Raw genomic sequence first — 13,393 nt, forward strand, 5'->3', positions numbered from 1 at the left:
TGTACTGATCGGTGCTGGTATAGCGTTTCCGTTTTGCGGTCCGAGATCCGCATTGTCAGCGGATATGCTGCAGTCCTTGAGTTTCAACATCGATTTGACCTGGCTGATGGCCGCAGCCGGGCTGGTCATGCTGATGCAGGTCGGTTTTCTTCTGCTCGAAGCCGGCATGGTCCGTTCGAAGAATTCGATCAACGTCGCCCAGAAGAACCTTCTGGATTTCGTCTTCGGTGTGGTCGCGTTTGCGGCAATCGGTTTCATGCTGGCCTTTGGTCGCTCCGATGGCCTGCCGTTCGGCTGGGATGCGGACTTTCATTTCCTGAAGGACCTTGATGCGTGGGAATCGGGTTTCTTCGTTTTTCAGATGATGTTTTGCGGGACGGCCGCCACCATCGTTTCCGGCGCCGTTGCCGAACGCATGCGGTTATCCGTCTACGTCTTCGGATCGATGTTCCTGTCTGCGGTCATCTACCCCATCTTTGTGCACTGGGCCTGGGGATCGGCGCTGACAGAGCAGACCTCCGCCTTTCTCGGCAAGCTCGGCTTCGTCGATTTCGCCGGCTCGACGGTCGTCCATGCCACCGGGGGATGGGTGGCGCTGGCCGCCTGCCTGGTCATCGGCTCTCGCATCGGCCGTTTCGATGAGGAGGGCCGGCCGGTTCGGATCGCGGGTCACAATCCGGTGTTGTCGACGACCGGCGCCTTTCTCCTGTTCATCGGCTGGATCGGCTTCAACGGCGGCTCGACACTGCATGCCAATGCCGACATTGCGCCGATCATCATGAACACCGTGCTGGCGGGCGGCATGGGAACCTGTGTCGGTTACCTGATCGGTTATTTCCAGGATGGCGCCATTCTGCCGGAAAAATCGAACGGCGGCATGCTGGGCGGGCTGGTCGCGGTCACGGCCGGCTGTCACCTGCTGGAGCCCGGCGGCGCGCTGATGATCGGTGCCATCGGTGGTGCGGTGGCGCTGTTCGGCAACGCCTTCGTCGAGCAACGGATGAAGGTGGACGACGCGGTGGGCGCAATCGGCATCCATGCCTTCGCTGGCGTGGTGGGAACGCTGGGGCTTGCATTGCTCGCACCCGTCGAAAGCCTGCCCGCCGGTAGCCGGCTGGCGCAGCTTTATGTGCAATTCGTCGGCGTCGGGATCAATTTCTACTGGGCCTTCGGTCTCGGTTACGCCTTTTTCTGGGTTCTCGGCCGCACGATGAACCTGCGTGTGACCGCGGAAGACGAGGAGGCCGGCCTCAACACCGCCGAACATGCAACGCGGCTGGGCGTCGGCCATGTCGAGGACGCGATTTCCGATCTGCTGGACGGACAGGCGGATCTGGAAAAGCGCCTGACCGTGGTGCGCGGCGACGAATCCGAACGGTTGACCCGCCTGTTCAACCGGTTGATGGACAATATCGAAGAGGATCAGCGCAATCGCGGGGAGCTTCTGGAGCTCAAGCGGAATCAGGAGGAGACCGAGCGCGTCACCGCGCTTGCCAACTCGACCTTCGAGGCGATCGTCATTCATATCGACGGGCAGATCGTCGATGGCAATCAGCAACTGGAAAATCTGATCGGCCTGCCGCTGTCGGAGATCGCCGGGCGGCCTCTCCAGGATTTTCTCGAAAGCGGGATTGGGCCTGATCTAGCAACGCTGATGACCCTTAACGACGACAGTGTTCACGAGGTCATGCTGCTGCAGAACAATGGCGAGCGTATTCCCGTGCAGGTGAGGGGACGCGACATCCGTTACCGCGGCGAGAAGGCGCGGATCGGGTGTCTTGTGGATCTACGCGAACGCAAGGAAGCGGAGAGACGGATCCGTTTCATGGCGCTTCACGATCCGTTGACGGAACTGCCGAACCGGACCCTGTTTGCCGAACGCCTCGAAAGTCTCATCCATTGGGCCGATCGCGGTGCACGCTGTGGCGTGGTGCTGGTCGACATCGACCACTTCAAGGACATCAACGATATCCATGGCCACCAGGCAGGCGACGCCGTGATCCGCGAGGTCGGATTGAGACTGCAGGCAGAGGCGGGACCCGCGGATGTCGTGGCGCGCCTCGGCGGTGACGAATTCGCGGTGATCCTGACGAAGGCCGCCTTTGCCAGCCAGTTGGAGGATTTCGCCCATCGTGTCCTGAGGGCCATGATGGCGCCGGTGATCGTCGGCCAGCGTGACAAGGTACATGTCGGTGTCAGCATCGGCGGCGCGCTTTGCCCCGATCATGCCAACGATGCCGATACCCTGATCGGCTGCGCCGACATTGCTCTCTACAAGGCGAAGGACGGCGGACGCAGCACGGCGCGCATCTACAAGCCTGGCATGAACGAACTCATCGAAAAACGCCGTGCGCTGGAAGCCGATCTGGAACTTGCCCTCGAGCGCGAAGAACTGGAGCTCTACCTGCAGCCACGCGTTGATACGGCGACGGCGCAGATATCGGGTTACGAGGCACTCGTGCGCTGGCGGCATCCCAAACGAGGCCTGATACCACCCTCGGATTTCATCCCCGTGGCAGAAGCCTCGGGCCGCATCATTCCGCTTGGACGGTGGGTGGTGGCGGAAGCCTGCCGGATGCTGCCGCATCTGGGTGGACGCCGGATCAGCGTCAATGTCAGCCCGCTGCAGTTCCGTCATTCGGACTTCGTGTCGAACCTGATGGATGTGCTGAGGAGCGCGCATGCCAATCCCAAACTCATCGAGCTGGAAATCACCGAAAGCATGCTGCTGGACGACGACAAGCGTGCGGTGCAGATCCTGAAGGATCTGAAAAACATCGGCTTTTCGATCGCACTTGATGATTTCGGCACCGGTTATTCGTCGCTGAGCTATCTGTCGCGATATCCGTTCGATTCGATCAAGATCGACCGCAGCTTCGTCTCCAATGTCGATGCCTCGGATAAGGAGCAGGCGATCATCCGCACCATCATCGGCCTCGGCACCAGCCTCGGCATGAAGATCGTCGCGGAAGGCGTCGAGAGGATCGAGGAGGCGCGGTTCCTGTGCGAGGCAGGCTGCGACGAACTGCAGGGCTATCTTCTGGGGCGTCCGGTGCCTTTCCCGGACAGGATCATCAAGGTCGAACCGACGATCGTTGCTCAGATGATGTCGGCAGCCGTCCCGGACGTAAGGCGCAGTGCCGATGTCAGCGACGTTGTGGCGATGGCGCGCCGTTTCTGACGGGACGCGAAAAGGCCGCGGTTTTGCCGCGGCCTCGAAGTTTTGGAAGCTTGTCTTTCCGGACAATCAGGCCGCGCGAGCGAGTTCCTGCGTGCGGTTCTGAGCCGCGGCCATAGCCTTTTCCACCGCTTCCGGACCAAAGGCGAGGCCTTCCACGTACAGAACTTCCACATCCGTCATGCCCAGGAAACCCAGAACCGTCTTGAGGTAGGGAACGGCATGGTTCATCGATGCGGCCGGGCCATCCGAATAGACGCCGGCTGCGGCGAGAACGATGTAGACCTTCTTGCCGGTGACCAGGCCTTCCGGGCCATTGGCCGTATAACGGAAGGTCACGCCGGCGCGCGCGATGTTGTCGATCCAGCTCTTCAGGCCGGAATAGATGTTGAAGTTGATCAGGCCGGTGCCGATGACGATCTGGTCGGCGGCAAACAGTTCGGCGATCAGTTTGTCGGACATTTCCGCCGCAGCCGCTTCTTCCGGCGTACGGTCGGCGGGTGCCTTGCGGATGGCCGAGGTGGTGACAGTATCAAGATGCGCGATCGGCGCGGCGCCGAGGTCGCGCTGGGCAACGGAAGCGCCGCTGGCCGAAGCGAGTGCGGACGCGAGATCGGTCGCGACCTTGGTGGAAACGGATTCGGCACCACGCGGGCTGGAGGTAACGAGAAGGATCTGAGACATCGGGTTCTGGTCCACTGTGTTGATGGGAGGCGGCAGAAAACATCTGCGTCGCCCGATTACTTAGGAATGGACACCTATCGAGAAAATCCGGATAATGTCGAAGAAAGCAATCGAATTACTGGATGAACTAATGGATGCGAATCCGACGCTGGATCAGTTGCAGGTTTTTCTGGCCGTGGCGGAAACCGGCAGCTTCACCGCGGCCTCACGCCAGATGAACCGCGCGCAATCCGTGATCAGCTACACGATCGGCAATCTCGAGGCCCAGCTCGAGGTCTCGCTTTTCGAACGCAACGGTTCGCGCCAGACGAAGCTGACGGAGGCCGGCAAGGCGCTGCTCGCCGACAGCCGCCGTATCGTGTCCGATCTCCAGGTCATGCGGGCTCGCGCCAAGGCTCTCAAACAGGGGCTGGAGGCGGAGGTTTCGCTTGCCATCAGCAACATGGTGCCGACCGATGCCATCGTCGATACGCTCGCCGAATTCGGCAGCCGATATCCGTCCGTTTCGCTCAGCCTGAACTCCGGCGAACTCGGAATGGTCATGGACATGGTGCTGAGCGGCAAGGCGTCGGTTGGGGTCGGCGGTGCGCTGCTGAAACCGGAAGATACGCTGACTGTCCAGAAGATCGGTCATACCTACATGATGCCGGTTGCCGCTGCCGACCACCCGCTTGCAAAGCTCGACAGGCCGCTGATGCGGGCGGACGTACGCGAAGAGGTTCAGTTGGTCGTGACCGATGCTTCGGGCATCACGCATGGCCGGAACTTCAACGTGCTCTCCTACAAGATCTGGCGCGTCAGTGACATTGCCACGAAACATCAGCTCATCCGCGGCGGGCTTGGCTGGGGCGGGCTTCCGGCTGCACTGGTGCGCGAGGATCTGGCGAGTGGCCGGTTGCGGGCACTCGAGATCGATGCCTATGAAACCAGCGAATATCCGCTCTATGCCATTCGCCGCATCGCAAATCCGCCTGGACCTGCGACACAATGGCTGATCGGATCGCTCGCCGAACGGTTGAGCCGGTGCCCGAGCCGAGAGGATTTCGATCAGATGGTGAAGGGCAACATTGCCTTTGAGCGCAACCTCGCGGCAGAATGACGAACGGTGTCCTGCACCGGGAGCACGATCGATTCTCGGCCAAGTGTTTGATTTTAGAAAACGTGGCAGTGAACCGAACTCGACCCTCGGCGTACTGTTAGGCAGTCGTGCAGTGCCTAGGAGGGTTTCATCGGGTGCAGAATTTCGAGCTGATTGTGATCGCCAGTCCTGGCATCGTCAGCGATGATGTAAGGCGGGCCTGGCATAGGGCCGGTGTCATCCTGACGGGACCTGTGGAACCGGATCTGGTGGATTTTGAAGTGGTACGCCGCACAGGTGGTGTGTTGATGGACCTGTCGCTGGATTCGGCGACGCTTTTCACGCTTTCCGAACGCTTGATGTCGCTGAAGGTGCCGTTCCTTTTTGTCGTGACAAGCGACGAGACACGCAGCGCCGTTCATCCTTTCGTGTTGTCAGAGGATGGCGAGGCACGCGATGCGATCCTCGACGCCTTGGCGCGGGAGGCGGAGGAATATCACCCGAATATCCTGCATTAACATCCTGCATAGACCGTATGTTTATCTTGGGATGCCGTCCGTCATGATCGCGCCTGCATCAGGGCGTGGATGAGGCAAAACAACATGCGTCGCATCTGACCGTGTTGCAGGACGTCTTCGCCGGCCGCCCGGACGATCTCCTGGGTCTGGCGAAGCGCTTCTTCCACCAGACGCCGTGCTTCTGCCTCCTGCGGGCAAAAATGCCGGACCAGATCGGTAATCTCGGCTTCCAGGCCTTTCGGCAAGGTGCCCGGCAATGCCTGGCGATCCGGCGGAGACGTTATTGATCCCTTACCCACGTCAACCTCCCCTATGGCTTTTCCGATAGTGGGAATGGGGCGAATAGATCGAAGTTCCAGTACGTTCCCGTACGAAGCGGCCTTGTTTTACGTGCGTCTTCTGGAACAAGGACGCCCGTTTCTTGTTCCTTCTCATAACGTGACGGCGGAAAACGCGGCATCGGACGTGTGCCGGACCGCCAGTCAAGAACAATGTTAGGAGCCTAGGTGACCGATCCGGCAGCCCTGATGCAATTCAATCGCCTTCTGTCGCTCCTGCCGGAGCGGGAGATGTTGGAACTGAAACATCACGGGGAACTGGTGCATCTTGAAAAAGGCAGCCTGCTCGTCCGGTCGGGTGTCCCCGTCAGCCACATCTATTTTCCGGTTTCCGGGATCGCATCGGTGATTGCCGTGTCGTCGTCCGGCAAGCGGGCGGAAGCCGGCCTTGTCGGACGCGAGGGTTTTTTCCCTGCCGTTGCGGCCGTGGGCGCCGAGCAGGCGCACAGTGATATCGTCATGCAGCTTGCCGGGCGGGGCTGGCGTTTTCCGATCGCTGCCTTCGATCAGCTCCAGCATGAACAGCCCGTGCTGCAGCACTTATTGCTGAAGGCGGTGATTGCCTTTTCCGCGCAGGTCGCAGCAACCGCGCTCTCGAACGCTGTTCATAGCGTGGAAGAGCGCCTGACCCGCTGGCTTTTGATGTGCCATGACCGGGTCGACGGCAATGAGATCGCCCTGACCCATGATTTCATCGCTTTGATGCTGGCCGTGCGGCGCCCGAGCGTGACGTCGGCGCTGCATGTTCTGGAAGGCCACGGTTTCATCCGGTCCGAACGCGGTCGCATCACCATCCGAAACCGGCTGGCGATGGAACAGTTCGCCCACGACGCTTATGGCAAGGCGGAAAAGGACTATCGTCGCCTCATGCAGGGATCGTTGAAGGGCGCGGATCTCCCGCCGGCCTAGGGACAGATTTTTAGGCGCGGATTTTGTCCTAAAACGCGCCGATCAGCCGAAAATGCTCCTTTTCCGGCTTGCCAGCAGATCGTGGCACATCGGCAGCGAACGGTTTCAAGACCCCAAACGAAAAGATCGCCGGCGTTTCCGCCGACGATCTCCAACGTCCTGATTGCCCGGGCTGCCGATCAGAGCACCAGACGGAACTTCGCGAAACCATCCGTGCCGTCGCCGGCATCTTCGATCTTTGCGCCCTTGATGTCGGCAAGATACTGACGCCCCTTCGGTCCGCTGTCGAACACGGCGGTTGTTCCGGCCATCGGCTTGAACGACCAGTTGGCGTCGGCCGACGGATTGATCGTGCCCTGCTGGATGATGTAGCGGACGATCACGTCGCGATTGGTATCGGGGGCCACGAGGATCACCTTGTCACCGGCGATCTCCGGGAACTTGCCGCCGCCGCCGGCGCGGTAGTTGTTGGTCGCCACGACGAATTTCTGCGCCGGGTCGATTGGCTTGCCGTTGAACATCAGATCAACGATGCGATGCGCATCCGGATTGGCAAGCTTGCCGTCGCCATCGAAGCGCGGCGGCTGCGACAGGTCGATCTGATAGGTGACGCCGTCGATCACGTCGTAATTGTAGGACGGGAACTTCGGATTGAGCAGTGCCGCATCCTTGGCGCCAGGCTGGACCTGGTTGAACATGCCGGCCGACATTTCCAGCCAGTTCTTGACCTGTGCGCCGGTAATCAGCACGGCCTGCACCGTGTTCGGGTAGAGGTAGAGATCGGCGACGTTCTTGATGGCAATGTCGCCGGCCGGAACGTCGGTGAAGTAGTCCGGACCGCTACGGCCACCGGCCTTGAACGGTGCGGCAGCCGACAGCACCGGGTAATCCTTGTATTGCCCGTCCTTCAGCAGGTCCTTGACGTACCAGGTCTGGGCAATCGAGACGATCTGCACCGACGGATCATCCGCCACGAGCGCGAAATAGGAATAAAGCGGCGCAGAGGTCTTGCCGACCGGACGGCGGACATAAGCGAGCGTCGCCTCGTGTTCCGCCTTTACGGAAGCGACCACTTCCGGCTTGTCCTTGACGTCGGCGATGACCTTGCGGTTTTCGTCGCGGTGATAGATCGGGCGTGCCTCGGTGGTGAAGTCCACGACCTTCCAGCCCTTGCCGTCCTTTTCGATCAGAAGATCGATCAGGCCCATATGCGAGCCCCAGAAACCGGCCATGACGGCGGGCTTGCCCTGCAGCGTGCCCTTCTTGGCATCGACGCCGGCAATGCCTTCAAAATCCTTCGGGCCGGGGAAAACCAGGTGCTGGTGACCGGTGAAGATTGCGTCGATCCCCGGAACGCCGGCGAGATAGAGCGAGGCGTTTTCCATCCGCTCGCTCTGGGCTGAGCCGTCGATGCCGGAGTGGGACAGCGCGATGACGATGTCGGCGCCCTCTTCCTTCATCACCGGCACCCAGGCCTTGGCGGCATCGACGATGTCACGGGTCTGCGCCTTGCCTTCGAGGTTCTTGGCGTCCCAGACCATGATCTGCGGCGGCACGAAGCCGATGAAGCCGACCTTGATCGGGCTGGTATTGCCGGCGCCGTCCTTGATCTGCTTTTCCACGATCACGTAAGGCTTGAACATCAGTTCATCCTTTTTCGGATCGGAGGCGAGCTGGCCCTTGGTGACGTTGGCGCAGACAACCGGGAAATTTGCGCCGGCGAGAACATTGTTCATGAACTCGAGGCCGTAGTTGAACTCGTGATTGCCGACCGTTCCACAGTCGTAACCGAGCGCGTTCAGCGCCTTGATGACCGGATGCAGATCACCGGCCTTCATGCCCTTTTCATAGGCCATGTAGTCGCCCATCGGGTTGCCCTGCAGCAGGTCACCGTTATCGACCAGCATCGTGTTTCCGGCTTCGGCGCGGATCTGGTCGATGATGGTTGCCGTGCGCGACAGGCCCATCGTGTCGTTGGGTTTGTCACCGTAATAGTCGTACGGCATGATGTTCACATGGATGTCGGTCGTCTCCATGATGCGCAGGTGTGCCTGGTTGGCCTGCGCGCGGGCTGCGAAGGGATGCAGCATCACGAGCGCCGATCCGGCGGCGATGCCGCCCAGCAGAGACCGGCGCGTCAATGTGGGTTGCGTGAACTGGAATGACATGGAGTTCTCCCTCAGTCGTTGCGGTGAAACTCTAGGGCGAATGTCATGCCAACGCATCAGGAAAATGACAGGCCGCGGGAAATGAAACAGCCGCTGCCGTGACAGGGTGACGCTATCCCATCACGGCAGCATGGGGCGGCTCGACAATGTCATCGCCTGCCATTGACCATCAAGGTGTGCGGCGGGGGAGCGCTAGGCGAGTTTGCCGCGATCTGCTTGTGATAATGCTTGAAATAGGAGTTGATCTGAGCCGTCGTATTGGTGGTCTCGGTGAGCTTGATGCCCATCTTGCCGGCCCGGTACCAGCGGATCGTGCCTTCGATGAAACCGAGCTCGTTGGTCCTCAAGCGGACGGTGCTGCCCGGTTTTGCGCCGATCCAGTCCTTCAGGCTGATGCAGATGCCGGTTCTCGATATATCGATGAACCGGACTTCGACAACATCGTCGCCCGAATAGAGAAACGCTGCGAAGTGACAGCGGAGGCGTTCCGCACGACGGTTATCTCCTGACTTGGTGACCATTTGCTGATAGTTCCCCGGCATTGCAATCTGGAAGGCCGGGATATCAGCACTCGAATCCGTTGCACGGAGGTTGCTCGAAAAGGTTGCATTTTAAATATGATGACGTATCAGTTTATGTGTATATGTGCAGGAAAATGAGAGGTCTATCCGTGTGGCGGACGGCGTGGTGGTGTCGGTTCTGCTGCGTGATGTAGGGCCGCCAGCCGGTGTCGCTGACGGCATCGACGACGGATTAGCGTTCGCGCCCGGGGCGATTGTGGAAGAAACGGAAATAGGAAGCGACCTTCGCCCAGGCGTTCGAACTGCGGTCGAATTGCAGACCGAGGCGGGTTCCCTGGCACCACTGGATGGTGCCGTCGATCAGGCCGAGTTCGGGGCTTTCCACAAAGATCCTGGATCCGGTACGGGCCGAGATAGGGCGGGATAACTCAAGCGCCAAACCACTGCCGGAAAGGTTCAGGACACGGCCTTCCGTGTGCTCGTTGAAGTAGCGGACCTTGGTCTCGATGCGGCAACGGCTGCGCGGAACCTTTCGTGCCTTCAGCATCAGAGCCTGCATCAATCCGCCTCCCTCGAGCCACCTCGTCTTGGTTGCATCCTGCAATGGGGGCGGTTGCGAAATCCTTACCGGACCCCTGTGCAAACTGGCAGCCTCTGGCCCGAGCACCTGACCTGAGGGCCGACGAGGACAGGGGCTCAGTAAAGGCAGCCGCGACCCTCGAGGCGGAATTCGCCCGTGCCATCGTCGACAATATGCGCGTCGCATTTGCGACCGGCAGGTGCAGCGATCGGCCCGAGGCAGACGGACCCATCGGGCGTATAGATCTCGATATACCAGTCATGCCCGGCGTAGGTATCGTAGCTGTAGCTTTCGTCGGGTTGCGCAATGGCATATTCAGCCAGGACACCATCGAAATTCGACCAGTAGATGCGGTAGGCAAACATGGTCTCGTTGGTGAAGCGGATCGACGCCTTCTGGCGGTTCCTGGGTGACGCCGGCTGTTCGATGCCGCAGGCATCCCCCACGCCCTGAGCCCGAGCAACAGAGACCGGTGCAGAGGGCAGGGGCAGGGCAAGTGCAAAAGCCGCCGGTATGGCAATAAAAATCTTCCGCACGGTGGCGCGCATACCAGTTTCCCCTTGCACATCTCTCGGAATTGTTTGCTCGGGAAGTATTGCTAGAAAGAGGCTGTGTGTTCGTCAAGTAGAGTTCGGGGAATTATGAGCGACGGCTGTCTCAGCTCCGGTCGATGCGGCACTGATAACAGTTGTTGCGGGCCGAACGCACATGCAGATAGGCGATATCGGCGCGGGCGAGGAGTTGTGCCGCCCGGTCGGTGATCCGTTCCGTCGGCGTCACGGCGCCGGTGCCGTAGACGATCCGGTCGTCCTCTCCATAACCGCGCAGGATGTAATCCGGGCTTTCCAGCATCGGCGGCAGAACCTCGCTTGCGGCATAACGTTCGCATGGCTGCGCGTGCAGGAAGACTGGTACGGTCTCGGCATAGGGCTGCAGGGCCGGGAAGGGGCGGTAGGCGACAAGCAGCATCTCCTCGCCCGCCTCGATCATTCCAAGACAATGGCGGCACGGCATGCCGCCCGGCGAAATCATGCGTTCGGGTGTGCTGCCATAGGCGTCCGGCTGGCCGGTGCGAAAGGCGCTGGCATCGTGTTCCGGCATGGCGGTGAACTGAAGGGCGGGCATCACATCTCTCCTCGGCTTCGGTTGGCAGAAGAGACCATGGCCGGGTGGCGAAATATCCGCCACCCGATTCCTGCGGGGCTGAGGCCGTGCTCAGTCGCGTTTGGCAAGCGCCAGCAGTTCGGCATCCGACATCGGCTCGACCCAGGCTTCGCTGGTGCCGACCGGCGCAAAACCCATCATCTGGTAAAGCGGCAGTGCACGGGGATGGTCGAGCGTGTTCGTCGTTACCGTCACCTTCTTCGGGTTCATCTGCCAGGCGGAATAGAGTGCCTGCAGCAGGAACCATTTGCCGATGCCGAGCCCCAGCGCATGTTCGAACAGCCCGAAATAGGAGAGTTCGACAACGGTATCGTTCAGCCGGTTGAGTTCAAAGAAGCCGGCCGGCGCGCCGTTGACATACAGAACGGTCACCGACACGCGCTCGTCGCGCAGGATCGTCTGCAACTCTTCGTCCGACAGCCGCAGACGGTTGTACCAGTGCCAGCGCTTGCCCACCTGACGGTAGAGATAGCGGTAATAATGCAGCGGAATATCCTTTGCCACGATGATCGCCGTGTGCAGGTTGACCGGCATCGGCAGGCTCTGGCGGGGCGGAGACGTCATTTCCAGCCGCGTCACATATGCCTTGACTGGTCCGTGTTCCGGCTGTTCGAGCTTTTCGGCCGGGCCCGTGACCACGGGCGTATCGGCGCGGCCGCCCCATTCGGACCAGGAACCGTCATAGAGCGAATTGTTGGTGTGCCCGAGCGATTCGAGCGCCAGGGTAACAACCGCCGCCGTGACGCCGGAACCACAGCTGGTCACGACCGGCTGCGACAGGTCGACGCCCGCTTCGTCCATCAGCGCCTTCAGGCTGTCGAGGTCCTTCAGGTGGCCGCCCTCCGACAGGCTGGCGGCCGGCAGGCTGCGGGCGCCCGGCATATGGCCGGAGCGCATGCCCTCGCGCGGCTCGGGCTCCTCGCCGGTGAAGCGGCCCGCACCGCGCGCATCCACCACCTGGGCCGAACCGCTGTCGACGATGGCGCGCATCTCGTTCAGCGTGGTGACCCGGCGGCCGCGGAATTTCGGGGTGAAGACGGCAGGTTCCGGTTCCGGAAGCTCGGTTTCCAGCGGCCGTCCGTCTTTTTTCCAGCCATCGAGGCCGCCATCCAGCACATAGACCTTCTCGGCGCCCATGGCGCGCAGCATCCACCAGACACGCGGCGCGGAAAAGAAACCGGGGCCATCATAAACGACGATCACGTCGTGTTCGCTGATCCCGAGCTTTCCCATCTCGTCCGCAAAAAATTCCGGTGAGGGCAGGGAGTGCGGAAGACCGGTGGAATGATCGGCGATCGCATCCTGATCGAAAAATACCGCGCCCGGAATGTGCCCTGCGGCATAGTCGAGGGCGCCGTTGCGCTTCTGGGCCGGCAGATACCAGGAGGCATCCACCACACGAAAGCCGGGTTTGCCCAGCTGCTGTTCGACCCAATCGCCCGATACGACGAAACGGCTTTTGCCGGTGCTCATGCTGTCCTCTCCATGTGTCGGCAGGAGAGGGACCGTGCCGTTCATGCGTCCTCGGCGCCTGTGCCGAACCGGATGCGGAAGCGACGGTTCTCCTTGCCCTTCTTTTCGATCTTGGCGATGTGAATCGCGCCGACCTCCTGGGTTTCGGAAACATGTGTGCCGCCGCATGGCTGGCTGTCAACGCTCAAGTCTTCGCCGATGCAGACGAGGCTGACGCGCCCGAGCCCGACCGGCGGGCGGACATTCTTCGATTTGACAATGTCCGGATTGGCAATCAGCTCCTCATCGGTGATCCATTTGACGAAAACCGGATGGTTTTCCGCAACGAGCTGCATCAGTCTGTCGGTCACGTCTTGACGATCGATCGTCTCGCCCATGTCGAAATCGACACGCGATTCCTCCTCGCCGACGGCAGCACCGGTGATCGGATAAGGGCAGACGACGGAAAGCAGGTGGCAGGCGGTGTGCATGCGCATCAGCCGGTAACGTCGCGCCCAGTCCACATGTAGCACCAGTTTTTCGCCCAGCACGGGCGTCGGCTGGTCGTCCAGGGGGATGTGAAGGATGACCTCTTTCGTCGCCCCGTGGCGGGTCTGGCCGAGCAGGATGCGTGTGCCGTCGGCCCGCTCGAAAAAGCCCGTATCCCCCGGCTGGCCGCCGGAGGTGGCATAAAAACAGGTCTGGTCGAGTTCGATTGCACCATCTTCATGGATGGCGGTCACCACGCCCTCCGCCGTCGAGAGATAAAAATCGTCGCGGTAGAGGGCCTTGGTCATCAGAAC

Annotated in this window: 13 protein-coding genes; 4 read left to right on the plus strand and 9 right to left on the minus strand. The window is 60.9% G+C overall.

Features of this window, described 5'->3' with window-relative positions:
* Positions 1–76: 76 nt before the first annotated feature.
* A complete protein-coding gene (gene amt, locus OU993_RS23890) occupies positions 77–3,181 on the plus strand; it encodes an ammonium transporter (RefSeq protein WP_268161424.1) in 3,105 nt (1,034 codons plus the stop codon).
* 66 nt (positions 3,182–3,247) lie between these two features.
* On the opposite strand, the gene OU993_RS23895 is transcribed toward amt, so the two are convergent.
* A complete protein-coding gene (locus OU993_RS23895) occupies positions 3,248–3,862 on the minus strand; it encodes an FMN-dependent NADH-azoreductase (protein ID WP_268161426.1) in 615 nt (204 codons plus the stop codon).
* Positions 3,863–3,992: 130 nt separating this feature from the next.
* Here OU993_RS23895 and OU993_RS23900 point away from each other — a divergent pair, with 130 nt between their 5' ends.
* Both OU993_RS23900 and OU993_RS23905 read left to right on the plus strand, forming a co-directional pair.
* Complete coding sequence (locus OU993_RS23900) at positions 3,993–4,961, plus strand: LysR family transcriptional regulator (protein WP_268161428.1); 969 nt, start codon at positions 3,993–3,995, stop codon at positions 4,959–4,961.
* Positions 4,962–5,095: 134 nt separating this feature from the next.
* Positions 5,096–5,458 (plus strand): hypothetical protein, encoded by a 363-nt coding sequence (locus OU993_RS23905; RefSeq protein WP_268161429.1) that lies wholly within the window; start codon positions 5,096–5,098, stop codon positions 5,456–5,458.
* Positions 5,459–5,499: 41 nt separating this feature from the next.
* On the opposite strand, the gene OU993_RS23910 is transcribed toward OU993_RS23905, so the two are convergent.
* The gene (locus OU993_RS23910) at positions 5,500–5,757 is read right to left on the minus strand and encodes a hypothetical protein (protein ID WP_268161430.1); all 258 of its coding nucleotides are present in this window, start codon (positions 5,755–5,757) and stop codon (positions 5,500–5,502) included.
* Between the two features lie 228 nt (positions 5,758–5,985).
* On the opposite strand from OU993_RS23910, the gene OU993_RS23915 reads away from it, so the two are divergent.
* Complete coding sequence (locus OU993_RS23915; protein ID WP_268162515.1) at positions 5,986–6,705, plus strand: Crp/Fnr family transcriptional regulator; 720 nt, start codon at positions 5,986–5,988, stop codon at positions 6,703–6,705.
* A gap of 179 nt (positions 6,706–6,884) precedes the next feature.
* Here the strand turns inward: OU993_RS23915 and OU993_RS23920 are convergent, their stop codons facing one another.
* The 7 genes from OU993_RS23920 to OU993_RS23950 all read right to left on the minus strand — a co-directional run bounded on the left by OU993_RS23920 (position 6,885) and on the right by OU993_RS23950 (position 13,390).
* Positions 6,885–8,873 (minus strand): bifunctional 2',3'-cyclic-nucleotide 2'-phosphodiesterase/3'-nucleotidase, encoded by a 1,989-nt coding sequence (locus OU993_RS23920; RefSeq protein WP_268161431.1) that lies wholly within the window; start codon positions 8,871–8,873, stop codon positions 6,885–6,887.
* Positions 8,874–9,022: 149 nt separating this feature from the next.
* On the minus strand, positions 9,023–9,394 hold the full coding sequence (locus OU993_RS23925; protein ID WP_268161432.1) for a PilZ domain-containing protein: 372 nt from the start codon (positions 9,392–9,394) through the stop codon (positions 9,023–9,025).
* A gap of 232 nt (positions 9,395–9,626) precedes the next feature.
* Positions 9,627–9,953 carry a PilZ domain-containing protein gene (locus tag OU993_RS23930; protein WP_268161433.1) on the minus strand — a complete coding sequence of 109 codons (327 nt, stop codon included), beginning with the start codon at positions 9,951–9,953 and terminating at the stop codon, positions 9,627–9,629.
* A 137-nt stretch (positions 9,954–10,090) separates the two neighbouring features.
* Complete coding sequence (locus tag OU993_RS23935; protein WP_268161434.1) at positions 10,091–10,522, minus strand: hypothetical protein; 432 nt, start codon at positions 10,520–10,522, stop codon at positions 10,091–10,093.
* Positions 10,523–10,631: 109 nt separating this feature from the next.
* Positions 10,632–11,099 carry a DUF1203 domain-containing protein gene (locus OU993_RS23940; RefSeq protein WP_268161435.1) on the minus strand — a complete coding sequence of 156 codons (468 nt, stop codon included), beginning with the start codon at positions 11,097–11,099 and terminating at the stop codon, positions 10,632–10,634.
* Positions 11,100–11,189: 90 nt separating this feature from the next.
* Positions 11,190–12,611: a 3-mercaptopyruvate sulfurtransferase gene (gene sseA / locus OU993_RS23945; protein ID WP_268161436.1), complete on the minus strand. Its 1,422-nt coding sequence runs from the start codon at positions 12,609–12,611 to the stop codon at positions 11,190–11,192.
* Between the two features lie 41 nt (positions 12,612–12,652).
* Positions 12,653–13,390 carry an alanyl-tRNA editing protein gene (locus tag OU993_RS23950; protein WP_268162516.1) on the minus strand — a complete coding sequence of 246 codons (738 nt, stop codon included), beginning with the start codon at positions 13,388–13,390 and terminating at the stop codon, positions 12,653–12,655.
* Positions 13,391–13,393 lie beyond the last annotated feature (3 nt).

The sequence above is a fragment of the Rhizobium sp. SL86 genome, assembly GCF_026672545.1.
GTDB lineage: Bacteria > Pseudomonadota > Alphaproteobacteria > Rhizobiales > Rhizobiaceae > Neorhizobium.